This window comes from Streptomyces caniscabiei (assembly GCF_014930365.1).
Classification (GTDB): domain Bacteria; phylum Actinomycetota; class Actinomycetes; order Streptomycetales; family Streptomycetaceae; genus Streptomyces; species Streptomyces caniscabiei.
The window spans coordinates 435,544-458,051 of record NZ_JABXWI010000009.1; the positions used below are offsets into that span (position 1 = coordinate 435,544).

General features: G+C 70.0%; 19 protein-coding genes, 1 other RNA gene and 2 pseudogenes. 13 read left to right on the forward strand and 9 right to left on the reverse strand.

Translation table 11 applies throughout. The features are described 5' to 3' along the window. Positions 1–148: 148 nt before the first annotated feature. Positions 149–313, reverse strand: a complete 165-nt coding sequence (locus HW837_RS26215) for a hypothetical protein (RefSeq protein ID WP_086785424.1) — start codon at positions 311–313, stop codon at positions 149–151. Positions 314–442: 129 nt separating this feature from the next. Further along, entirely contained in the window at positions 443–1,930 is a 1,488-nt protein-coding gene (locus tag HW837_RS26220) for a hypothetical protein (RefSeq protein WP_237270360.1), read from the reverse strand. A 194-nt stretch (positions 1,931–2,124) separates the two neighbouring features. On the opposite strand from HW837_RS26220, the gene HW837_RS26225 reads away from it, so the two are divergent. The 3 genes from HW837_RS26225 to HW837_RS26235 are packed head-to-tail and all read left to right on the forward strand — an operon-like array spanning position 2,125 to position 5,327. Further along, complete coding sequence (locus tag HW837_RS26225; protein WP_045557998.1) at positions 2,125–3,000, forward strand: Nif3-like dinuclear metal center hexameric protein; 876 nt, start codon at positions 2,125–2,127, stop codon at positions 2,998–3,000. Next, positions 2,997–3,740 carry a zinc ribbon domain-containing protein gene (locus HW837_RS26230; RefSeq protein ID WP_086787321.1) on the forward strand — a complete coding sequence of 248 codons (744 nt, stop codon included), beginning with the start codon at positions 2,997–2,999 and terminating at the stop codon, positions 3,738–3,740. Before HW837_RS26225 ends, HW837_RS26230 begins: the two co-directional genes overlap by 4 nt. 21 nt (positions 3,741–3,761) lie before the next feature. Further along, complete coding sequence (locus HW837_RS26235) at positions 3,762–5,327, forward strand: bifunctional RNase H/acid phosphatase (RefSeq protein WP_193380005.1); 1,566 nt, start codon at positions 3,762–3,764, stop codon at positions 5,325–5,327. Here HW837_RS26235 and eda read toward each other — a convergent pair. Together eda and yaaA are read right to left on the reverse strand one after the other, a co-directional pair. Then, complete coding sequence (eda, locus tag HW837_RS26240; RefSeq protein WP_193380004.1) at positions 5,313–5,996, reverse strand: bifunctional 4-hydroxy-2-oxoglutarate aldolase/2-dehydro-3-deoxy-phosphogluconate aldolase; 684 nt, start codon at positions 5,994–5,996, stop codon at positions 5,313–5,315. The two genes, HW837_RS26235 and eda, sit on opposite strands and share 15 nt — an antisense overlap. Before the next feature lie 81 nt (positions 5,997–6,077). Then, positions 6,078–6,860 carry a peroxide stress protein YaaA gene (yaaA, locus tag HW837_RS26245; RefSeq protein WP_193380003.1) on the reverse strand — a complete coding sequence of 261 codons (783 nt, stop codon included), beginning with the start codon at positions 6,858–6,860 and terminating at the stop codon, positions 6,078–6,080. A gap of 290 nt (positions 6,861–7,150) precedes the next feature. On the opposite strand from yaaA, the gene HW837_RS26250 reads away from it, so the two are divergent. Beyond that, a complete protein-coding gene (locus HW837_RS26250; RefSeq protein WP_193382448.1) occupies positions 7,151–8,662 on the forward strand; it encodes an RNB domain-containing ribonuclease in 1,512 nt (503 codons plus the stop codon). Here the strand turns inward: HW837_RS26250 and HW837_RS26255 are convergent. Continuing rightward, the gene (locus HW837_RS26255; protein WP_313895586.1) at positions 8,613–9,266 is read right to left on the reverse strand and encodes a hypothetical protein; all 654 of its coding nucleotides are present in this window, start codon (positions 9,264–9,266) and stop codon (positions 8,613–8,615) included. The two genes, HW837_RS26250 and HW837_RS26255, sit on opposite strands and share 50 nt — an antisense overlap. Next, positions 9,263–10,048 carry a MerR family transcriptional regulator gene (locus tag HW837_RS26260; protein WP_193380001.1) on the reverse strand — a complete coding sequence of 262 codons (786 nt, stop codon included), beginning with the start codon at positions 10,046–10,048 and terminating at the stop codon, positions 9,263–9,265. The genes HW837_RS26255 and HW837_RS26260 overlap by 4 nt, the downstream gene beginning before the upstream one ends. A 191-nt stretch (positions 10,049–10,239) precedes the next feature. On the opposite strand from HW837_RS26260, the gene HW837_RS26265 reads away from it, so the two are divergent. The 4 genes and pseudogenes from HW837_RS26265 to rnpB all read left to right on the forward strand — a co-directional run bounded on the left by HW837_RS26265 (position 10,240) and on the right by rnpB (position 13,042). Then, on the forward strand, positions 10,240–10,818 hold the full coding sequence (locus tag HW837_RS26265) for a Uma2 family endonuclease (protein WP_193380096.1): 579 nt from the start codon (positions 10,240–10,242) through the stop codon (positions 10,816–10,818). 68 nt (positions 10,819–10,886) lie between these two features. Beyond that, positions 10,887–11,711 carry a helix-turn-helix domain-containing protein gene (locus tag HW837_RS26270; protein ID WP_045558006.1) on the forward strand — a complete coding sequence of 275 codons (825 nt, stop codon included), beginning with the start codon at positions 10,887–10,889 and terminating at the stop codon, positions 11,709–11,711. Positions 11,712–11,793: 82 nt separating this feature from the next. After that, positions 11,794–12,510: pseudogene (locus HW837_RS50405) on the forward strand (DMT family transporter); the annotation flags it as partial. A 127-nt stretch (positions 12,511–12,637) separates the two neighbouring features. Then, an RNA gene (rnpB, locus tag HW837_RS26280) (RNase P RNA component class A) lies at positions 12,638–13,042 on the forward strand. Between the two features lie 245 nt (positions 13,043–13,287). On the opposite strand, the gene HW837_RS26285 is transcribed toward rnpB, so the two are convergent. Further along, positions 13,288–14,472: a DUF6907 domain-containing protein gene (locus HW837_RS26285; protein ID WP_193382449.1), complete on the reverse strand. Its 1,185-nt coding sequence runs from the start codon at positions 14,470–14,472 to the stop codon at positions 13,288–13,290. A gap of 473 nt (positions 14,473–14,945) precedes the next feature. Here HW837_RS26285 and HW837_RS26290 point away from each other — a divergent pair, with 473 nt between their 5' ends. The 4 genes from HW837_RS26290 to HW837_RS26305 are packed head-to-tail and all read left to right on the forward strand — an operon-like array spanning position 14,946 to position 20,143. Beyond that, positions 14,946–15,335, forward strand: coding sequence for a DUF6507 family protein (locus HW837_RS26290; protein ID WP_193382450.1), 390 nt, complete (start codon positions 14,946–14,948; stop codon positions 15,333–15,335). Next, a complete protein-coding gene (locus HW837_RS26295) occupies positions 15,335–17,842 on the forward strand; it encodes a hypothetical protein (RefSeq protein WP_193382451.1) in 2,508 nt (835 codons plus the stop codon). The genes HW837_RS26290 and HW837_RS26295 overlap by 1 nt, the downstream gene beginning before the upstream one ends. A 13-nt stretch (positions 17,843–17,855) precedes the next feature. Continuing rightward, the gene (locus tag HW837_RS26300; RefSeq protein ID WP_313895587.1) at positions 17,856–18,722 is read left to right on the forward strand and encodes an immunity 49 family protein; all 867 of its coding nucleotides are present in this window, start codon (positions 17,856–17,858) and stop codon (positions 18,720–18,722) included. After that, positions 18,719–20,143, forward strand: coding sequence for a DUF6177 family protein (locus HW837_RS26305; RefSeq protein ID WP_193382452.1), 1,425 nt, complete (start codon positions 18,719–18,721; stop codon positions 20,141–20,143). Before HW837_RS26300 ends, HW837_RS26305 begins: the two co-directional genes overlap by 4 nt. Positions 20,144–20,534: 391 nt before the next feature. On the opposite strand, the gene HW837_RS26310 is transcribed toward HW837_RS26305, so the two are convergent. Both HW837_RS26310 and HW837_RS26315 read right to left on the reverse strand, forming a co-directional pair. Beyond that, a complete protein-coding gene (locus tag HW837_RS26310) occupies positions 20,535–21,065 on the reverse strand; it encodes a proline dehydrogenase (protein WP_193382453.1) in 531 nt (176 codons plus the stop codon). Between the two features lie 171 nt (positions 21,066–21,236). Continuing rightward, positions 21,237–21,752 carry a hypothetical protein gene (locus HW837_RS26315; protein ID WP_193382454.1) on the reverse strand — a complete coding sequence of 172 codons (516 nt, stop codon included), beginning with the start codon at positions 21,750–21,752 and terminating at the stop codon, positions 21,237–21,239. Between the two features lie 331 nt (positions 21,753–22,083). Here HW837_RS26315 and HW837_RS48885 point away from each other — a divergent pair. Continuing rightward, positions 22,084–22,350 (forward strand): annotated as a pseudogene (locus HW837_RS48885) (glutamate--tRNA ligase); the annotation flags it as partial. Between the last annotated feature and the right edge of the window lie 158 nt (positions 22,351–22,508).

Genomic DNA, 22,508 nt, shown 5'->3' on the forward strand with positions numbered 1-22,508 from the left:
TACCACGCCGTCAGCCCTCAGTCACGCTGGGCCTTGAACGGGGCCGGCCCCGCCCGTTGGTGTCGGGCGGGGCCGGTGCCATCGTGTGGTCGGTTCCGGTGTCGAATTGACGTTTCTCCAGAGGTGACCACGAGGACTTCGTCACCGATCAGGCGGACGTCGTCGTCTCCGTGTGTTCGGCCGGCTTGCGGTGGCGTCCGCGAGGGCTCGTCTTCTCGGCTTCGTGGGCCGAGATCTGGCCCCGGTGCCGGCCGTGGCCTCCCACCTCGTGGGGGTCGGCAGTGGGCGGCTGGGTTGTGTGCACGTCGCTCATTGGAAGTGTTCCCCGTCGAATGATCTTCTTACCGGCGGGTGATTTTAACGGGCCGCCCTGCTCGTCCCGAAGCCGCCCGAGCGCGTGTCGCCCGCGTCGCGCCCACCTGGCCCGCGCCCCCCACCCCCTTCACCCGACGGTCATCTCCTCGGGTACCCGTCCCTCCAACGGCGCCTGCTGCAACGGCACCGGCCGGGCGACGACGACAGGCGCGGACGGCTCCGCACCGACCGACCGCCCATCGACCGACCGCCCATCGACCGAGCGCTCATCGACTGACGGTCTGACGATCCCGGCGGAGCCGGACGGGTCGGCCCCCGAGCTCCCGGCGCCCGACGGCCCCGCGCCCACCGCCCCCGCACCCACTGCCCCGGTACCGGGACACGACGCCTCCTCCCGGGACTCCGCCGAAGCGTCCTCCGGCTCCTTCCCCCAGGGCACCCCCACCCGAGCCACCCCGCACCGCACCACCCCGGTCGCGTACGGCAGGTGCAGCACGCCCTCCCGGCTCCAGAGCCCGGCCCCGGTCAACCAGCCCTCGGGGGCGGGCAGATGGAGGATCCGGCGGGCGGATGGGCGCCAGACCCCCACCCAGCTGCCGCGCGGGCCGTCCACGCGCAGCGCGACCGCGCAGCTCTCGGGGGTGAGGATCTGGCCCGGCTGGATGGCGAAGGGGGTGATGCGATGGCCCTCGGGCGCCCGCAGGCACTCCGGGAAGCGGACCGGGAGCGTACTGCCCAACACGCCCCAGCCGAGCCGGTCGTGGCCGGGGGAGGGCGCGTCCGAGCGGATCAGGAGCAGTCCGCTGTCGGGGTCGGCGAGCAGGACCCGGTCGTTGCTGTCGTCCGCGATCTGCAACAGCGGCGAGACCGCGCCGCCCTGCTCCACATCGACGACCACCGACTTCGTCCGGCCGCCCGACTCCTGGTCCAGGGCGAGCAGCCGGCCCGCCGCGTCCAGCCAGATGCCGCCCGAGCAGCGGCCCGGCAACTGCGCCACCAGCTCCGGCCCGAACGTTCCGCCTGCCACCAGCCACACCGCGGTCGCCGTCCGGCCGAGGGCGAGGGCGTACGCACGCTCCCCGCACGGCGAGGGCGGCAGCAGGCGCATCCGGGTCGTCGGGACGGCGCATTCGACGGCGCCGAGCGGGAGTTCGCCGGTGCCGGGTCCGGTGGGATAGAGGAGCGAGAACAGGTGCAGGTCGGCGGCCACCCGGTGGATGAGGACCCGGCCGTCGGTCAGGGGGAGCACTTCCGTGCCGGGCTCCTCCGGCTGGTTGCCGGGCAGCGGGACGGCGTACGGCTCGTGGCCGTCGAGGGTCCAGCGCTCGGGGAACCAGGACTCGCCGTCGAGCGCGAGCCGTGCCGCGTACGTCCCGTCCGCGGTGATCACACAGCCGGGCGGCGGGGGCTCGTCGCCTCCAGCGCTTCCGCCCGGACCGCCGCCTCTGCTGTCGTACTCGTCGTACTCGTCGTACTCACCACTCGCACCACTCGCACCACTGTCACCGCTCTCACCGCGGTCTCCGCTTGGTGGGTCGGTGTTCGTCCCGTCGTTCTCCCGTCCCGCGTCGTTCCCGTGGCCCGTGGTGGGGGAGGGGGGTGTACAGGCCGTCATGTTTCGATCACCTCCGGCGACGAAGCTAGTTTTCGTACGCACAGACGTGGGACAACCCGCACCCCCTTCACACATAAGGGTGCACGTCCGGCGATTCGCCTGAGGGAACGGCGACGGATGTGCTGGTCGACGGGTGGCTGGTCAAGTGACCCGTGGCCGGTCGAGGACAGGAGGAGTGCAGGTAGCCTTTGTGCGTGCCCCGTCTGTCTGAAGTCATCGCCGCGCTCGACGCCCTCTGGCCGCCCGAGAGGGCCGAGGGGTGGGACGCGGTCGGCACGGTCTGCGGCGATCCCGACCAGGAGATCGGCCGCGTCCTGTTCGCCGTCGACCCGGTCCGGGAGATCGTCGAGGAAGCGGTGAAGCTGGGCGCCGACCTGCTGGTCACCCACCACCCCCTCTACCTGCGTGGTACGACGACGGTCGCGGCCTCCACCTTCAAGGGCCGTGTCGTGCACACCCTCATCAAGCACGACATCGCGCTGCACGTCGCCCACACCAACGCCGACACCGCCGACCCGGGCGTCAGCGACGCCCTCGCCGGCGCGCTGGACCTCAGGGTCGTACGCCCCCTCGTACCGGACCCCGCCGACCCCGCCGGGCGGCGCGGTCTCGGCCGGGTCTGCGAGCTGGACCACCCGCTGACCGTGCGGGAACTGGCCGCGCGGGCCGCCGAGCGGCTGCCCGCCACCGCGCAGGGCATCCGGGTCGCCGGCGACCCCGAGGCGCTCGTCCGCACGGTCGCCGTCAGCGGCGGCTCCGGCGACAGCCTCTTCGACGACGTACGCGCGGCCGGCGTCGACGCCTTCCTCACCGCCGACCTGCGCCACCACCCGGCCTCCGAGGCCGTCGCCCGCACCACGGAAGCCGCCCACGCACCTCTCGCGCTGCTCGACGCCGCGCACTGGGCCACCGAGTGGCCCTGGTGCGAGCTGGCCGCCGCCCAGCTCGACGAGATCTCCGACCGGGAGGGCTGGGACCTGCGCGTCCACGTCTCCAAGACGGTCACCGACCCCTGGACCGCCCACGCGGCGTCCGCCACCGCCACCGAATCACTGGGAGCCCCCAACTGAACGCCGCGCCCGCCGACCAGATCCGACTCCTCGACGTCCAGGCCCTGGACGTACGCCTCCAGCAGCTCGCGCACAAGCGCCGGTCGCTGCCCGAGCACGCCGAGATCGAGTCGCTGACGAAGGACCACACCCAGCTGCGCGACCTGCTCGTGGCCGCGCAGACCGAGGAGAGCGACACCGCCCGCGAGCAGACCAAGGCCGAGCAGGACGTGGACCAGGTGCGCCAGCGCGCCGTCCGCGACCAGCAGCGCCTGGACTCGGGTGCCGTCTCCTCCCCGAAGGACCTGGAGAACCTCCAGCGCGAGATCGCCTCGCTCGCCAAGCGACAGGGAGACCTGGAGGACATCGTCCTGGAGGTCATGGAGCGCCGGGAGTCCGTGCAGGAGCGGGTCGCCGAGCTGACCGAGCGGGTCGGGGCCGTCCAGGGGAAGGTCGACGACGCGACCGCCCGCCGGGAGGCCGCGTTCGAGGAGATCGACGGCGAGGTGGCGACGGTGACCAAGGAGCGCGAGGTCATCGCGGCGTCGGTCCCCGCAGACCTCCTCAAGCTCTACGACAAGCTGCGCGACCAGCAGGGCGGCATCGGCGCGGCCAAGCTGTACCAGCGCACCTGCCAGGGCTGCCGCCAGGAGCTGTCGATCACCGACTTCAACGACGTCCGCAAGGCCGCCGCCGACACGGTCGTCCGCTGCGAGAACTGCGGCCGCATCCTGGTGCGCACGTCCGAGTCGGGTCTCTAGAGGGGGCAAGGGGCTTTCGGCGTGCGGGAGTTCATCGTCGAGGCCGACGGCGGTTCCCGGGGCAACCCGGGGCCCGCGGGCTATGGTTCCGTCGTCCTCGACGCGGTGACGGGCGAGACGCTGGTGGAGGCCGCCGAGTACATCGGGATCGCCACGAACAACGTCGCCGAGTACCGGGGCCTGATCGCGGGCCTCAAGGCGGCGCGGGAGCTGGATCCGGAGGCCTCCGTCCGGGTCCGGATGGACTCCAAGCTCGTCGTCGAGCAGATGTCGGGCCGCTGGAAGATCAAGCACCCCGACATGAAGCCCCTGGCCGCCGAGGCCGCGCGTGTCCTCCCGCCCGGGCGCGTGACGTACGAGTGGATGCCGAGGGAACAGAACAAGCACGCCGACCGCCTCGCCAACGAGGCGATGGACGCGGGCAAGCGGGGCGAACAGTGGTCGGCCGCCACGTCCACGGCGGACCTGGACACCAGCGCGGCGCGAGCCGCCGCCGCGATCGCCGCTGCCGCACCCGAGCCGTCGGGCCCGCCGGGTGACGCGACGGCGGGCGCGGCGAAGGTGCGGGCCGCACTGGCGGGGACGAGCCAGGCGGGGACGAGTCGGGTGGGTGCGAGCCAGGCGGGCGCCCACACCGCTGCCGACGACAAGACCGCCGAGACCGTCGCTGACCTGACGGCCAAGGCCGCCGCCGACCCGGCTGCGAAGGCCGCCGCCGACCTGACGGCCAAGGCCGCCGCCGACCTGGCTGCGAAGACCGCCGCAGACCTGGCTGCGAAGACCGCCGCAGACCTGGCTGCGAAGACCGCCGCCGACCTGGCTGCGAAGACCGCCGCCGACCCGGCTGCGAAGACCGCCGCAGACCCAGCCGCCGAGGCGGTCACCGACCCGGCCGCCAAGGCTCCTGCCGACCTCCGCGCCGCCAGGAACGTCGCCTCCGTCGCGTCCGCCGCCCCCGATCTCGGCACCCCCGCCACCTTCGTGCTGCTGCGCCATGGCGAGACGCCCCTCACCCCCCAGAAGCGGTTCTCAGGGAGCGGGGGCTCGGACCCGTCCCTCTCCGACGTCGGCCGATATCAGGCCGAGCGGGTCGCCGCGGCCCTCGCCGCTCGCGGGACGATCCAGGAGGTCGTGTCGTCGCCACTGGCCCGCTGCCGCGAGACCGCTGGGATCGTCGCGGCCCGACTGGGCCTGAAGGTGGCCGTGGAGGACGGGCTGCGGGAGACGGACTTCGGCGCGTGGGAGGGCCTGAGCTTCGGCGAGGTGCGGGAGCGCTACCCGGACGACATGAACGCCTGGCTGGCCTCCCCGGACGCCGAACCCACCGGCGGCGGCGAGAGCTTCGCGGCCGTCGCGCACCGCGTCGCGGCCACCCGCGACGAGCTGGTCGCTGCGTACCGGGGCCGTACCGTCCTGCTCGTCAGCCACGTCACGCCGATCAAGACCCTCGTCCGCCTGGCCCTCGGAGCACCCCCGGAGTCCCTGTTCCGCATGGAACTCTCGGCGGCCTCCCTGTCGGCCCTCGCCTACTACGCCGACGGCAACGCCACCCTCCGCCTCCTCAACGACACATCACACCTGCGCTGAACGACGGTCGCCGAGGCCGGCCGCCTCCCGCGCCAGCCTCTCGATCCGCGCCCAGTCCCGCGCGGCCACGGCGTCGGACGGCAACATCCAAGTACCGCCCACACAGCCGACGTTGGGGAGGGCGAGGTACTCGGGCGCGTTGCCCGGCCCGACCCCGCCCGTCGGACAGAACCGCGCCTGCGGCAGCGGCCCGGCGAGCGACTTCAGATACGTCGTACCGCCCGCCGCCCCGGCCGGGAAGAACTTCATCTCCTGCACCCCGCGTTCGAGGAGCGCCACGACCTCCGACGCGGTCGACACCCCCGGCAGGAACGGCACCCCGGACGCCCGCATCGCCGCCAGCAGCATGTCCGTCCACCCCGGGCTGACCAGGAACCGCCCGCCCGCCGCGACGGACTCGGCCACCTGCGGAGGCGTGATGACGGTGCCCACGCCGACCACCGCCCCCGGAACCTCCGCCGAGATGGCCCGTACGGCGTCCAGCGCGCCCGGCGTCCGCAAGGTCACCTCGATCGCAGGCAACCCGCCCGCGACCAGCGCCCGCGCGAGCGGCACGGCGTCGGCGGGGTCGTCGACGACGACCACGGGCAGCACGGGCGCCAGGTCGAGGACGGAGACGCGTGAGGACCAGGGCGAATGCGGAGTGGGCGAAGGCGGCGAGGGCGACATGCAGTCATCCTGCCCGGGGGTAACAGCATGCACAACGAACGTTGCACATGCTGCAATGCCGCAATGGCGCAGCGGAAGGTGTCAGTGGACCTCGTCCACCAGCACATCCAAAGTCCACGCCCGCCCAGCCCCAGCCGGAGGCTCCACCTCCACCACATACCCGAGGTCCCGCAGCGCCTCCACCAGCTCCGCCGGCCCCTTCGGCGCGATCCCGGCGGACAGCAGGCTCCGTACGATGCGCCCCTTGGTCGCCTTGTTGAAGTGGCTGACCACCTTCCGCGTGGGCGCGTGCAGCACCCGTACGGTCGCGGTCCGCCCGGCCACCTCGCCCTTCGGCTTCCAGGCGGCCGTGTACGCGGAGGACCGCAGGTCGAGGACGAGCCCGTCACCGGCGGCCTCGGGCAGCGCAATCGCCATCGGCGTACGCCAGTGCGTGCCGAGCGCGCCGAGGCCGGGCAGCTTCACACCCATCGAGCAACGGTAGGAGGGGATCCGGTCCGTCACCCGGACCGCGCCCCACAGCCCCGAGAAGACCAGCAGCGAACGCGCCGCCCGCTGCTTCGCGGCGGTCTCCAGGGTGGCCAGGTCGAGGGCGTCGTACAGCACGCCCGTATAGACCTGCCCGGCCGGCCGCGTCCCCGCCGTCAGCAGTTCCGCGTTCTTGGCGACCTCGCCGCGCAGCCCCTCGCTCAGCCCGAGCACCTCGCGCGCTTTGTCCTCGTCACCGGCGCACAACTCGACCAGCTCACCGATGACCGCCTCCCGCGCCTCGGTGAGCGCCGGCAGAGACAGCCCCTCCAGCTTCAGGGGAGCGCCACCCGAGGAGGGTGCCTTGCCTTCGGACGGGGGCAGCAGGACGAGCACGGGTACTCCTTGTTCTCGGGGCTCCGCGACAGCGTACGGGGTCCCCGACAGACCGCCGGGCTCGACCGACGGGCTCGACCGCAGGGACCAGCCGCAGGGACCGACCGCAGGGACCAGCCGCAGGGACCGACCGTCGCTGCCCCGCCTGCCCGCCTGCCCGCCTGCCTCGCCTGCCCGCCTGCCCGCCTGCCCGCCTGCCCGCCTGCCCGCCCGCCGTGCGGGCGACGCGTCCCGGAGGATTGGCCCGCCGCCGGGATGCCACCCGCCCCACCCCGCCCTACGCTCGTCCCATGCCCCGCCGCCATCTCCGCGTCAAGGGCGCCCCAGAGGCTCCCCTGCGGGCGGCCCTGCGCACACTCCGCGCGGAACTCGATGTGCCCGGCGCCTTCCCCCTGGAGGTCCTCGTCGAGGCCGAGCACGCCGCGAAGTCACCGCGCCTGCCGTCGTACGACGCCACGGACCTTCCCCTCTTCACCATCGACCCGCCCGCCGCCACCGACCTCGACCAGGCGATGCACCTGTCACGCAGGCCGGGACCCGGCACCGGCGCGGGCCCCGGGTCCGGCGGCTACCGCGTCCGGTACGCCATCGCCGACGTCGCCGCCTTCGTCACCCCCGGCGGCGCACTCGACGCCGAGGCCCACCGCCGGGTGACGACGCTCTACTTCCCCGACGACAAGGTCCCCCTGCACCCCGCCTGTCTCTCCGAGGGCGCCGCCAGCCTGCTGCCCGGCCACACCTGCCCGGCGGTCCTGTGGACCCTCGACCTGGACGCGGACGGCCGTACCGAGAGCGTCGACGTCCGCCGGGCCCTGGTCCGCAGCCGGGCCGGACTGAACTACACCGACGTACAGAAGAAGATCGACGACGGCACCGCCGAGGAACCCCTCGCCCTGCTCCGGGAGATCGGACAGCTGCGCGAGCACCTGGAGGTCGAACGCGGCGGCATCTCCCTCGCCATCCCCGAACAGGAGATCACCGAGCACGCCGCGCCCACTGCCGCTCCTGCCGGTGCCCACCAGGCCGATCCCGCCTACGAGTTGACGTACCGCGCCCCACTCCCCGCCGACCGCTGGAACGCGCAGATCTCCCTCCTCACCGGCATGGCCGCGGCCGACCTGATGCTGGCCCACGGCACCGGCGTCCTGCGCACGCTCCCCGCTGCCCCGGACGGCGCGGTGGGCCGCCTGCGCCGTACGGCCGACGCCCTGCGCATCGACTGGCCGCACCACGTCTCGTACGCGCACCTCGTCCGCTCCCTCGACCCGCGCGAGCCCCGCCACGCGGCCTTCCTCCTGGAGTGCACGACCCTGCTGCGCGGCGCGCACTACACACCCTTCCGCGACGGTGACCTCCCCGACATCACCACGCACTCCGCCGTCGCCGCCCCCTACGCCCACTGCACGGCCCCCCTGCGCCGCCTCGTCGACCGCTACTCCTCGGAGATCTGTCTGGCGGCGGCAGCCGGCACCCCCACCCCCGACTGGGTCCTGGCCGCCTTCGACACCCTGCCCGACGAGATGGCCGGGGGCGCCCGGCGAGCCGGCCGGGTGGAGCGCGAGTGCGTGGACCTCGTCGAGGCGGCGCTGCTGAGGGACCGGGTCGGGGAGGTCTTCGAAGGATGCGTGGTGGACGTGGAGGAGGACCGACCAGCCATCGGCACCGTGCAGTTGGAGTCCCCGGCGGTCATCGGCCGACTGGCGGGAACCCCCGGCGTCCGACTGCCGCTGGGGGAGCGGCTGCGGGTACGGCTCACGCAGGCCGAGCCGGGAGCGGCGAAGGTGCGCTTCGTTCCGGCGTGAACTCCCGCACCTCTCGTACGAGTTGATCGGACTCGTCGGCGTGGAAGCGCACCAGTCGCACTTCCCTGCGACGGCCGAAGAAGGTCAAGTAGGCGACGGGCTCGGCCAGTTCCATGGTGACGTTGGTCTGCGACCCGACCTCCATGTTGAGCTCGCCGTCCCGTTTCTCGTGCGTCGTACGCAGCTCACGACGGACGGAGGAGATGGCGCTCAGGGGGACGCGCAGATCCACGGTGGCGAAGCGCCGCAGCCGCAGGGTGGTGCCGGTGAGGACGTGGGGGCGGGTCACGGAGGCGGCGTGGAGCCCGGCGACGATGAGGACCGTATAGAGGTCGAGGAAGAGGAAGACCGAGTGCACGAGCGGAAAATCGCGCAGCAGGACGGACACGGTCACGGTCTCGACGACACACACGAAACCGAACCCGAACATCATGGCGCCCTGCCCCCGCGCGTACCCGTACGCCCGCGCCCCCTCCTCCCTGACCCCGTGCGGCCACCGCGCCACCCAGCGCACCAGGCTGGCCAGCAGCACGAGTTCATGACGTACGAGGGAGTGGGCGACGCGGTAGGCGCCACTTCCCTTCCTGGTCCCGATCGTCCTCACGGGCGGTCCTCCCTCAGTATCCGGAGCGTGCGGCGGATGGCCTCCGCCTGGGCCGGGGCGAAGTCGGCGTAGAAGGCACGCAGGAAGCTGCCGGTGCCGCCGTCGCCCTTGCTGTTGTCGAGGTCGATGCCGGTGTCCTGCGGAACCATCTCCGGCGGGATGAGCCCGGCCAGTACGCGGGCGGCTTCCCCGACCCGGGGGTCGTCGGGCTCGGCGTCGGCGAGGGCGTCGAGCAGCGCGTACGCCTCGTGCGCCCGCTCCACCGCGCCCGGAACCGACATCATGCTCTCCAGCCCCGCGAGCATCTCCGCCCGCACCTCGGGAGTCGCGGTGGCCTCCAGGAGGGCGAACACCTCACGGTCCTTGGTGGCCATCGGAGAGTGCGGTGCGGGCCCGAACTTGCCGAAGAGGGCGGCGAGTTCAGGTGAGACGGGCCCCTCGGCCGGCAACCGCCCGGCGCGCGCCTCCTCCATCAGGACACGCAACCGCCCCCGCCGCTCCCGGATCTCGTCCTCCTGCCGCGCCAGATCCTCGTCCAACTCGCCCAACACCTCGACGAGTTCACGCCCGGCGTCGTCCGCGAGCACGTCCCGCACCTCGGCCAGCCCGAGCCCCAGCTCCGTCAGCCGCCGGATCCGCGCGAGCACGACCATGTGCCGCAACGTGTAGTCCCGGTACCCGTTGGCCCGTCGCTCCGGCTCCGGCAACAGCCCGAGATGGTGGTAGTGCCGCACGGCACGCGGGGTGACCCCGACCGCCGCGGCGAGTTCTCCGATCCGCATACGCCCAGTAGAAACGTTGACGCTGCGGCAGGGTCAAGCGACGGGCCCGGTCGCCGTCAGTGGCCGGACCGGGAGATACGGACTGTGACCGGGATCATGTGCCACGATCGAGGGAACGGTTCCCGATCTCACGGCCAGGTGATCAGCCGATGTCCCAGTCTGGCGAGCGACCGAAGAAGGAGGGACGTGACATGACTGCCATGGCCCACGAGCCGCCCTCACAGGAAGACGTCCTGCTGGAGGGCTTTCTCGCCCTGGACACCCCGGAGGGATTCCGGGCGGAGCTGATCGAGGGGGAGATCGTTGTGACACCGCCGCCGGACGGGGAACACGAGAAGTACATCAGCCGGATCGTGAGGCAAGTGATCAAGCGATCCGGCACCGACATGGACTTCTCCGGGAACAAGGGGCTGATCCTGAGGAGCGGGGAGGCCTGCCCCAAGAACCACATGGTCCCGGATGCCACTTTCGCGCCCTTGGAACTTGATCTCTTCGGGAGCGCCGGACCCTGGATGCCCTGCGACGGTGTCGCCATGGTGGTAGAGGTGACGCCCACCAAGCCCAAGGCCGACCGTGAGGCCAAGCGCCGCTGCTATGCCCGTAGCGGCATCCCTTTCTACCTGCTGGCTGATCGTGACGCGTCCCAGGTCACACTTTTCAGCAGCCCGGAGAAGAGCGACTACCGCGAACACTGCACCCGTGCATTCGGCAAACCGCTCTCCCTCCCCGAACCCTTCGCCTTCGACCTGGAGACCTCCGACTTTCTCTGACCCGCCCCGTCCCCGCCGGGCGTAGCCTGAAGACCGACGGGGGCGCAGCGGAGCGGGGGGCGGCAGCGGTGAGCACACACGGCGAGACCCGCTGGACCCGCACCACCCTCGGCCGCCCCGACCACCCCCTGGACCTCCTCACGGCGCGCTTCGACCGACACCGCTACGCCCCGCACACACACGAGGAATTCAGCATCGGCATCTGCGTCCAGGGCGCCTCGTGCATCGACTACCGGGGCGGCGCCCTCACCGTGGGGGAGGGCTCGATCGTCGTCCTGGCCCCCGGCGAGGTCCACACCGGCGAGTCGGCCTTCGGCACCTACGCCTACCGCGCCCTCTACCCGGCCCCCGCCCTCCTCACCGACGGCATCCTCGGCGGCACCCCGCACTTCCGCGACCCCGTCGTCCACGACCCCGAACTCGCCGCCGCCCTGCGCACCGCCCACACCGACCTGAGCACCTGCCCCGACCCGCTGGAATCCGAGTCCCGCCTCCCATGGCTGCTCACGGCCCTGGCCCGCCGCCACTCGACCTCCCTCCTCACCCCCGACCGACTCCCCGGAGCCGACACGATCGCCCTCGCCGTACGCGACCGCCTGGCGGACGAACTCCTCTCCCCGCCGTCCCTCGCCGACCTGGCCACCGACCTGGGCCTCTCCCGCTACCAACTCCTGCGAGCCTTCCGTACGACGATGGGCATGCCCCCGTACGCGTGGCTGGCCCAGTACCGGGTGAGCCGGGCCCGGGGCCTGCTGGAGGCGGGCGCCCGCCCGGCGGAAGCGGCGGTCCAGGTGGGCTTCGCGGACCAGGCGCACATGACGCGCTGGTTCAGAAAGGTGCTGGGAGTGACACCGGCGGCGTACCGCAACAGCGTTCAAGACCTACGCCGCTGATCCACCGGACACTCTCCTCATGACTGCACGCGGCTGGTTCCTCTTCTCCCTGATGGGAGTCCTCTGGGGCATCCCCTACCTGATGATCAAAGTGGCTGTGGACGAGGTCTCCCCGTCCACGGTCGTCTTCGTACGCTGTGCCCTGGGCGCGGCCCTGCTGCTCCCCTTCGCGATCCGCCAGGGGAACCTGATCCGCGTGGTCCGACAGCACTGGCGCCCGATGCTGGCGTTCGCCGTGATCGAGGTCATCGGTCCCTGGTGGACCCTGACCGACGCGGAACGCCACCTCTCCAGCTCCACGGCCGGCCTCCTGATCGCGGGCGTCCCGATCGTGAGCGTGCTCCTGGCCCGCTTCTTCGGGGACACGGAACACCTGGGAGCCCGCCGCATGACGGGCCTGGCCCTGGGCCTGGGAGGCGTGGCGGTCCTCACGGTCCCCCACCTCACCGGCGGAAACGTCCTCTCCCTCACGGAGGTCCTGATCACGGTGATCGGCTACGCGACCGCACCCTTGATCATGGCCCGCCACCTGAAGCAGGTCCCGACGCTCCAGCTGATAGCCCCGGTACTGCTCCTGGCGGCCCTGGTCTACGCCCCTGCGGCGGCCCTGACCCGCCCCTCCACCCTCCCGTCGACCTCGGCCCTGGTGTCTCTCGCCGCCCTGGGCGTGATCTGCACGGCCCTGGCCTTCGTGGCGTTCCTGGAACTGATCCGAGAGGTGGGCCCGACCCGGGCGACGGTCTTCACGTACGTCAACCCGGCGGTGGCGGTGGCGGCGGGGTCCCTGTTCCTGGATGAACACCTCACTCCCGCGATCGCCGCCTCCTTCGCCCTGATCCTGGCGGGCTCGTTCTTGGCGACGGCATCGAAGGCACCGACGGGACCGACCCCTCGCTCCCGGCCGGTAGCATGGTCCACACGGCAGACGAGCCGGGCGGACGGCCGCGTGGAGTCCCCCTAGGGGGCTTCCCGAGGAACGTCCGGGCTCCACAGGGCAGGGTGATGGCTAACGGCCACCCGGGGTGACCCGCGGGACAGTGCCACAGAAAACAAACCGCCGGGGACCTTGGTCCTCGGTAAGGGTGAAACGGTGGTGTAAGAGACCACCAGTGCCCAGGGCGACCTGGGCAGCTAGGTAAACCCCACCCGGAGCAAGGTCAAGAGGGGCGCCGTAAAAAGCGCTCTGCGCGGACGTTCGAGGGCTGCCCGCCCGAGTCCGCGGGTAGACCGCACGAGGCCGGCGGCAACGCCGGCCCTAGATGGATGGCCGTCTCCCCGGCCGCCGCGAGGCAGCCGGGCGACAGAACCCGGCGTACAGCCCGACTCGTCTGCCGCTGCCTGCGGCTTTGCCTGAGAAAGGGCCTCTGATCTGCGACGGAGGCCCTCTCTGATCTTTCAGGAGCTTGCCGCGTTAGGCGGCAAAAAGTCCCTCGGAAGTCCCTCAGGCAGAGCTGAAAGTCCCTGAAAAGTCCCTGGAGCGGAGGGCCGCGCGAGGCCTCTGGGCTGGGGGTTCGCGACAGCTGCTGGAGCATGGCGCTGGAGCCGCGGGCATCGTGGCGGTCCTGGCCCGGCGGGGTTACGCGGCCTCGGCGTCGGCCGTCGTGTCGTCCCGCGCGGCCCATTCGGCGCGGGCTGCGGTGAGCCGAGGGTGCATGGCGCGAAGCTCTTCCAGCTGCCCGGCCACCGTTTCGATGAACTCGGCCAGCTGGTCCGGACCCATCGGGCGGGTGTACATGTCGGCGGCTACTTCGACCAGTACGTGCGGGACTCGGTAGGCCGGGCTGACTGTCGAGTCCGGACTTACGGCGAGGTGTGCGCAGAGCACCTGCCAGGACTCGTACTCCTCGTAGGCCTCGGTGTATTCGGCAGAGGCCACAGCGCCGTACATCTGGTGGTGTACGTCGGCCGGGTGGGGCCTGCCCTTCATTTCAAAGGTGTGGTCCGTCGTGCACCAGGACGGGCAGGTGACGGTGTGCCGGGTGCCGTATCTGTCGTCGTACATCCAGGTGCGGTCAAGCGCTGCGGCCGTCTCGCCGGTCCGCCCGGATACCAGGCACGCGAGCTGCGTACGTGCGGCCCGGAGCTTCGCCAGGTGCGCGCTCATGTCGCTGATCAGTTCGTCGACCTCTCCGAGGTCGAGCGTCGGCCAGTCGCCGCCAGCCACGAAGTCCAGGCCGGGCGTTTCGTCGTCTACCTGGGACAATTGGAACGCCATGATGCCGTCCCTGCGCTGACAGGCGTAAGGGCGGTGAGCACCCATGGCGATTAGCGGGCCGTGGTGAAGGTGTTCGCGCGGGTCCTCGTGGTCCCTGGGGTTTCCATCGCAGAACGAGACGCCGGCGGGGCAGGCGGTCATCTGCGGAGTGCCCGATGGCTCGTGGCTGGCAGAGACCTCCACCTTGTCCGCGAGGGTCTCGAGCTCGTCGGCGAACCTGCGAAGCTCCGTCGCCTTGACGCGGGCCTCGGCCGCAGTCGTGTCCGTGTCGGCCAGACCGATGATCGGCTTCGAACCAGACAGATCCAGAAGGTGCGCATTCAGCAGCTCCCGGCCGTCATTGCCCTTGACGGTGTGCAGGGTTCCGAAGTGGTCGTAGTGGTTGCCGGTTTCTGTGCACCAGTCTGGGTGGACAGTGCACGGCTGCCGGTCACTGGGCTCGAGGCTTGCCTCGGTCGGGGGCATCGAGGGGGCGTCGGCAAGCTGGAGGGCCCGGGCGGGAAAGTCCTCGTCGCTCTCAGTAGCTGTTGTTGCGATGATGCTCACGCTTCTCTCCTTGTTGCAGAAAGGCTGGGGCAGAGACGTTGGCCTGTGGGCGCGACTGTCGAATGCACGGCTGTTCTGCTGCTTCGGTCCTCGTGGTCGCCCAGCCTCGCCAAGGTCAGGCACCTGCCTCTCCGTTCGGGCGGCACTTGCCTCAGAACTGGCTGCTCGGCGGTAGACTGCGCGGCTTTTGCGGCGAAGCGGAGCACGGTGGGGCGCTGTGTAGACAACGTGATGTCGGCGAAGTAGTGGCGACGCTTCGGTTGAAGGGGGGCGAGCAGGCGCCCGTTCTCGCCGTGTGAAGTGACTGGTTCCAGCCTCATGCCGCAGCACGATGTTGTGTCCGCAGTGGCGTACGCGAGAGCATGTTCGATGATCGATGAGACGTTCGTCTTGTCGGGACAGTCGGTGCGGCGGCAGGGGCTGACGCTCTGTATCGGGTGGCTCTTGGCGTGTACGGGGGTTGGGAGAGCGGTGTGACGGGGTGGGACATAGACCCGGTCGGGGTGCGCGGTGTTCTGGAGACGTCGGGTACGCATGGGAAGAACCTGTCGGAGGCGGGTTCGGCGATGCAGGGCAACCTGGAGGAGGCCGCCTCGGTGGCGGGGATGATCACCAGTCAGTACGGGCCCTACACCAGCACCGTTGGCGTGGTGGGCGCGGCGCTGGGGGAGTTTCTGCAGCAGTGGAGCCGTGACCTGCTCTATATCGCCGAGCGGGCGTCCAAGTCGCTGAGCGGGGCTGCGGAGGCCACCGGGCACTACGTCGAGGGCGACCTGACTCTGGCGGCCAACGCACAGCGTGAAGCGGCCAAGGAACCGAAGGTCGAGCTGCCTGGGGTCGATTCGCCGGCCAAGGGTCAGTGATGGCGGACGAGGCGAAGCTGATCGACCCGTCGGGGATACCGCAGTTCCTCGGGGATCTGTCCACCCTTGGCATCGACGTGATGTTGCTGTACGCGAACGCGGGTCAGTTCCGGGCTTCGGGCGCGGATCTGCACACCGCCTTCCAGGGGTTGTCGGCCTTCTACCGTGCCCCGGAGGCCCATGACCTGTTCTCCTCCACGCAGCCGGTGAAGGCGAAGGCGGACGCGTTCGCGGACGATCTGGAGAAGGTCGCTGGCGCGTTGGATGAGTATGGTGTCGAAGTCAGGCCGCTGGTGGAGAAGTTGGCCACCCTGAAGGCGGACGCGCGGACGTTCGTGGACTCGGTCGCGGGGGACGACGACTGGCGCAAGGACAAAGACAAGGTCGACATCAACAATGGCTTATGGCGCGAGGTCAACCAGACAGTCGCCGCCTTCCAGGCCGCTGAACGCGCCTGCTACAACAAGATCACCGCCCTCGTCGGCGGCACCACGCTCACCGTCGATGACGGTTCGCACGGCGAGAACATGTACGGCTATCGCGCCGAGGACCTCGATCACGCCGGGGAGACCCCGTGGGGCGCGGCTGTCGAGCAGGAGTACGAGGGCTGGGACTGGTTCACGCACACGTCCGGGCAGGTCTGGGACGGTTTCTGGACCGACGGTGTGATGGGCACGGTCCATGGCGTGGGCACCCTGTTCGGCGCGGACGGCTCGGACGCGGCGGGCGAGGCGTGGACGGGCCTGGCCAAGCTCGGCACTGCCTCCTTCCTGACCAGCGCCACCCTCGGCACCTGGTGGCTGGTGCCCGACGACAAACTCCCCTCGTGGCTGCGCGATTCCCGCACCACCTACAAGCAGACCGTCAAGGGATTTGTCGCCTGGGACACGTGGGAGAGCAACCCGGCCCGGGCTGCTGGCGCCGTCAGCTTCAACGTCCTGGGCCTGCTGGGCACCGAAGGGGCGGGCGCGGCGGCCACCGGTGCCGGCCGGACCGGAGCGGCCGCTCGTGCCGTGTCGGTCGTGGGCAAGGTCGGCCGGGCCGTCGACCCGTTCACGTATGTCGGCAAGGCGGGCAAGTTCGCCTACGTCAAAGTCGGTGACGCCTTCAGCACATTGAAGAGACTGGACTCCGGGGCAACACTGGACCTGCTCGAGCGAGGCGATGCCCTCCGGTCGCCCAAGGTTCCCGACAACGCGATCCCGTACGTCGACGACGCGACCGGAAGGGTCGTCTACCTCACCGACAAGGGCCACCTGCTCAACGCCGACGGCACCCTTCACCAGCACGCCTCCCAGGCCAAGGCTGAGCCGTCGGCCGCCGCCCGCGCCGGGGACGACTCCACGTCTCGCGCCCCGGTGACAGGAACCCGGGAGCCAGAACTCGTCGGTGCTCACGCGGGGACGAATTCCGTCGCCGACGTGGGCCGGACGGGCGAGCGCGCTCCGGGCAATGGTGTCGGGCATGGTTCGGGAGACGGTCCGGGAACGGGCAGGGGGACCCCAACCGGTTCCGGTCCTGGACATGGCGGGCCGCATGACCGCGCCACACGGTCGGCAGGGCCCGATGAGCGTCGGGCGGATCGGGCGGACGGCGACGGCTCCCGTGACGAAGGACAGCGGAAGCTGACTCCTGCCGAGCGCAAGGCCATTCAGGACGAGCATGTCCGGAGGGCCAACGAAGACCCGGAGTGGCGCAAGAAGCACTACGACACCCTCGGACGCAGGAGACCCCATATCGGACTGGTGGACGGCGTCGAACTTCCCCAGCTCGCGAAGGATGCGCAAGGGCGCTTCGTGGCCAAGCACGACCTGCCGAGTGGTCCGTCCGAAACCCGGTTCGGTGCGAAGCCGCTGCCGCGGAGTACCGCCCCCGACGACGTACTTCCGAGGCTCGACAGAAGGACCGCTGACCGTCGCGCCTATATGGACCTCATGAACGCGCAGAAGGCCTTCGACGAGACGCCCTCGACATCGAACCGCGAGGCCCTTGCCGCTGCTCAAAAGGCCTATGGAAAACAGCTCGGAGACGTGCCTCCGAACAGCAAGATCTCCGAGAAGCTGGGTGAGGACGCCTCCAGGCTCCACGCCGTTCGACGCGAGTTCCCGGCCGCTCAGGAGATCGACCTCCCCAAGACGCCCACCGGGGCCCACATGTTCGACGGCGCATACAGGCTTGAGGACGACAAGATCCTGATCGTTGAGGACAAGGCGCCGGGAAACGATCTCCAATGGCGACAGGGACGAGCCGACCCCGAGGATCCTGGGCGACCGCACGTCGGCGACGACGGCGGGGCGGCCGGTATGCGAGTGAAGCAGGGAACGTATCTGTACCTGCGGACCATCCTGGGCGAGATGACGAAACGTGGCGGTCGGGACGCCGAACTCGCGCGAGAGTTCAGACAGGCGCTGAAGGACAGGAAGTTGCAGTACGTCCTGGTCAAGGTCCAGGAGCCGGACGGCACCCTCTATGCTGGCGTCGTGATCGAACACATGAAAATCAACTGAGAAAGGGAGGGGCGTGGTCATCCATATTTCCCGTCACGACTTCCCCGTGGACAACGTGGCCGAAGCCATGGCGCCGATCGTCCAAAGCAACGACGAAGCACTTGCTGAACTCGAAACGTCAGAGTTTGACCGCTTCGATGCCTTGGACTATTCACTGACTGTCGCCAAATGGAACTGCCTGACGGATCCCTCGGGTGAGGAATTTTCGACGTGGGAGACCTGGGTCACCGCGATGCAGGTCGGATCGGGCCTGTTCATCTCTGGAGCGGCTGCGGAAGGCCCTGTCCCATGCCGTATCGGAGGAAAAGGTGAGATCAAGAACCTTCCGGCAACCGGCCCGCAGGAATATCTGCACGCCGGCAACTGGCTCACCACGTACTACTTGGCGGTGATCTGCCGGGAGAACGAGCGTCTCGACCAACTCGCCCGTGTACCCGTCTCATTCCTGCGCGCGTCAGGTGTGGAGTTCGACGAGTACATCTACGCCTGGGTGGAGACCCTGCAGAATGCCTGGTTCGGCCGCCCGGAAACCTGGAACACCCTGGCCGCCGCGATTGATGGGACGGACCCCGAAGCCCCCCACATTGCCAGTGCCGAACTGATGCTGAAAATTCTCTACCCGCCGCTGGAGATCTTCCACCGCTACCAGCGGCAGGAGCCGGAGCCGTTCAACACCGCTCTTGCGGAAGCACTCACCTGGCATCGCGAGTACTGGACCGAGAACGAGACACGGTCAAAGAGCAGCGAAGGCCTGGTGGCTCTGGCCCCATTGGCCGTCGCCTGCATGGCGTTCGACGCGGACATCCCGGTCGACGTCGAATCCGCGTACCTGCCCAAGCACCTTCTCGAACGTTCCTGGGTGGGCGAGTTCCCGACGTGACCAAAGACGTCATAGCCCTCACCCCGAAGATGCCGGACACCCGCTCCTTGATCGCCGGCCTCTCAGCAGGCGGCCTCGACCTGGGGCTGACCTCTACCGGTGACGGCGGCGTCCTTCAGCTGTGCACAAGCGTTGGCCGTCCGCTGGTTTCCGTCGAGGCGCCGCTCCTGGTCCACATACCCGGCGAAGCGGAACGCCTCCTCGGCCCCGATGTGTCAGCGCCCCCGCCGCCGTACTGGTGGACCGAGACGCGCGCCTCGACCTCGGTACCCGAAGCAGAAGCTCTCGCTGAATCGTTGTGCGGACGCCTGACCACGCTGCTCGGCGGGACAGTGTGGCCACGCGCCGCAGGTACGACACGCGTGGTGGCCATCCCGCAGGACCAGTCGGCCGATGACGCACAGGAGGTCGTCGCCCCCTCCGCTCCCACCGTTCCCTCGGTCGACGTCCTCACCGACTCCACGGCGGTCGTCATCTCCGACCGCCCCGTCCTCGCCTTCACCACCTGGCTCTCCGAAGTGCTCCGCACCACGAGCGCCACCAGCCGAGCCCTGCACCTGGTCACCCCACCCCAAGCCCGGCTCACTCTCCCCCTGCGCACGGCGCTGCGGGGCGCCCCCAACCGGTGGGTGGTCCAGGACCCGGTTGGCGGTTACTACGACGGCCTGTCCGGTGTCCCCCTCGCCTGGCAGCAGGGCACATTTCTCCCGACCGGCACCACGGTCGCCGACGCGTTCACCCGCCACACCGAGCCCACCCCGGAACGCCAGCTGACCCTCACGTTCCGCACGCTCCACGCCCCCACCGCCGACCTGGTCCTCGGCCGCGGTCTGGAGACCGCCTGGCGCCATCTGACGGGCTCGGCGCCGGTGGGGTGGAGTACATCGGAGCCCGTCAACCTGCCCTGGTCACCACGCCAGTTGACGGATCTCGCCCGCGAACGGTCACCTGCTCCGACCCACCTGGTCGCGATCGGCGCAGCGGATCATCCGTCCATCGCCACACTCCGCACAGCGCGTACGAAGGCCGGCGTCGCCCAGGACATCACGCTCACCCTCGGATACACGTCCGCTGCGGACGTCCCTCTGGACACCGTCGAATCCCTTGCAGCCGCGCTGGTCGACGAGCACGGCCTGGTGTCGATGCTCACCACGCTCCGAGCAGCTCGCGCGGACCTGACGCTGACCCCGCGTCTGGAAGCCCCGCCCATCCCGGTGTCCTTCACCCTCGGCGCCCGGGACGTCAACGCCATCGGCCTCACCCACGCCCGAAGACCACCCCTCGCCCCGCGCCCGCGACAACTCGGCACACACACGCACCCTGCCCTGCACTACCTCTTGAGTGACGGAACTGACTCCGGGGCGTGGACCGCGCTTCAAGATCTCACCGCCCACCTCAAGGCCGCTCCTGGAGCGGGGTGAATCGGCCTGATGAGGAAGAGCCTCGTCCAACTTCGAACCCGCAGATTATTGGGGCTGGTTGAGTCAGCGATCTCGTACTCGTGCTGGTCGCGGGTGGTTGTCTGCGCCCGAGATCGTCTGTCAGCGTGCGACTTCGGTGTGGGTCAGCACAAGCAGCGCCCGCAGCAGCGTGGTCGCGTAACGGGCCGACAGCCGAACCTGGTGATGATGCGCAGCACGTTTGTTGAGTGTGCAGGCAGTGGCGCCCCGTCGAGGGCGTCTACGACGTCGCTACGCGATGAGTGGCTTTTTGATCTTCGACTTCACTGATCAGCCCGCACCGAGTTGCGCAGCAGGTCACAGCACTGAACGACCTCACCTTGGCGAATCGCTGGCGAGCCCAGGACCGCGACTAGTAGACGCGTATCCGGCTGTCGCCGAGGACGTCGGAGGCCGCCGCTCGGAGGCTCTTCACGGCCTGGTACAGCAGGTGCTCCCGCTCGGCGGCGAGCGCGGTGTCCGCGGCCTTGCGGGAGGTGTCTTCCGCGTGGGCATCACGCACCATCCGTCGCATGACCTCGGCGAGGTCGTCGGCCGCGTGGACCACACTGTAGAGCGCCTCCACCACGGAAGGCGGACCCTCGAGGATGACGAACTCGGCGGCCCGGTGGACGCCGCGGACCTGGGCTGCGAAGCGCTCCATCTTCTCGTCGACGTCCCGCAGGTCCGGCCGGTCCGCCCGCAGCGCGTCGCGCACTGCGTCCAGGGCGACATCGCGGTCGTACACGGCGCTCAGGTAGCTCGCGTAGGCGTCCCGGCGGTGCTGCCGGCGCCACTGGCCGAACTGCGAGCGCGCCGCCGCGCGCCCGGTGACCATCGCGGAGCCGAGGGTGGCAAGTGAGCCTACGGCGGCGCCGAGCAGCGCGGTGAGTCCAGCGTCCATGGCACCATTTTGCCTACGTCCAGGCCCAGTTGAGGCGCGACCAGAAGCGAGATCAGGTTGCGGGGCGGGGTGAGCGCCAGGCCGGTCGGGTTTGCGACCGGAGTCCGGTGAGTTGGCAGGTTGAGCGCGGCCCGTTCATACGGCGAGCACCGGCCGACCCACGCTGGTCCGTCACGTGAACCAGGCGTCCGGCTCATCCGGAACGGGTCGGCCTCGCTCCGGAGCGGCAGCCATGATCGTCTCTAGATATCCGGGCAGGGCCGGTGCGGGACTGATGTCGTGCGCATCGATGATGCCGTCCATAAGGACAACCGCAGGCCCGACTTCGTTAGGGTCGGCGCGCGGGTACCGCGTGATCAGGCTCCACCAGCCGCCATGGATGCGAACAACCCGCTTCGGCTGCTGCGACGCCCAGGAGTCGTACACCGCTACTGCCTTCACAGCAGCCGGATCTTCTGTGGCGTATTCGGCGGCATACTCACCGAGTTCCTGCAGCAGCGCAGCCACGAAGGGGTGCTGCAGGGGAGTGGGCACGACGAGGTCGACCAGGCGCAACTCGCACGGGTCAGGATCGGTGATGCCGTCGTTGTACTCGTCCCACAGATACCGCTTGCGGTACGCATCCCAGGTGCGCCAGTCCGCAAGCTCCCGGATGAGCCGATTGGCCAGCTCGTCGCGGGTGGACAAGACTTTGTCCTGTGTCGGAGCCACGGCAGCGGATGGCGGCGTTCCCGACCCAGGCCCGAGCGGGCCATGCTTACGGCGTTTGCCCATGCCACCCACTCTGGCACCGCCGCAACGTCAGCGGGAGGGGGCATTGGTGTGCGAGCCCAGTCACACACCAATGCTCAACTCGCCATCTGAAATGCAGAGTCACAGCTCTCGGTAGCACGGGCAGCGCGCTGCTCGCGCACTACCTGCTCGCCCATAACGTCGGTAACACGACGGTGCGCCCGACGAGCGGCGGCGCGAGACGGTGTACTACCGACTCCATGCGAGCATCCACCCTGATCGATGGCGTGCGATGAAGGGCGATCCAGTGGCCCTCCTGACCACGGCCCGTGCCAAGTTGGGACGGCCGACTGGATCAGCCCCGAGTCCCTCAAGGAGCCGGTCCTGACCGCCGGCGAGGGGCACAGCCTGAAGCTGGGCAAGGCCCAAGCCCTGGTACGCGTCGCCGTAACGGGCCGCACGGTCGGCCTCTCGCTCTTCGAGTCTCTAGAGGCTCGGCAAGGACCGCACCCTGGCCCGGATCGACGCGGCTCTCGAGAAGCTCGCCGGCTGACCACTTCTGTCTGGTTCGAAGCAGCTCAAGCCGCTTGGTGCTCGACTCGTGTACATGCAGAGCAATGCTCAAGACCTGTGGATCAGCCCCGGGCGGAACGCGGAAGGCGTACCTTCCCGAATGATCCTGTGATGGTCACCGAGTAGGCCCGCGTTCGC

Coding starts and splice junctions, on each gene's coding strand:
- HW837_RS26215 (WP_086785424.1), bottom strand. CDS start 313: ATGAGCGACGTGCACACAACCCAGCCGCCCACTGCCGACCCCCACGAG.
- HW837_RS26220 (WP_237270360.1), bottom strand. CDS start 1,930: ATGACGGCCTGTACACCCCCCTCCCCCACCACGGGCCACGGGAACGAC.
- eda (WP_193380004.1), bottom strand. CDS start 5,996: ATGTCGCCCTCGCCGCCTTCGCCCACTCCGCATTCGCCCTGGTCCTCA.
- HW837_RS26250 (WP_193382448.1), top strand. CDS start 7,151: ATGCCCCGCCGCCATCTCCGCGTCAAGGGCGCCCCAGAGGCTCCCCTG.
- HW837_RS26260 (WP_193380001.1), bottom strand. CDS start 10,048: ATGCGGATCGGAGAACTCGCCGCGGCGGTCGGGGTCACCCCGCGTGCC.
- HW837_RS26265 (WP_193380096.1), top strand. CDS start 10,240: ATGACTGCCATGGCCCACGAGCCGCCCTCACAGGAAGACGTCCTGCTG.
- HW837_RS26295 (WP_193382451.1), top strand. CDS start 15,335: ATGGCGGACGAGGCGAAGCTGATCGACCCGTCGGGGATACCGCAGTTC.
- HW837_RS26310 (WP_193382453.1), bottom strand. CDS start 21,065: ATGGACGCTGGACTCACCGCGCTGCTCGGCGCCGCCGTAGGCTCACTT.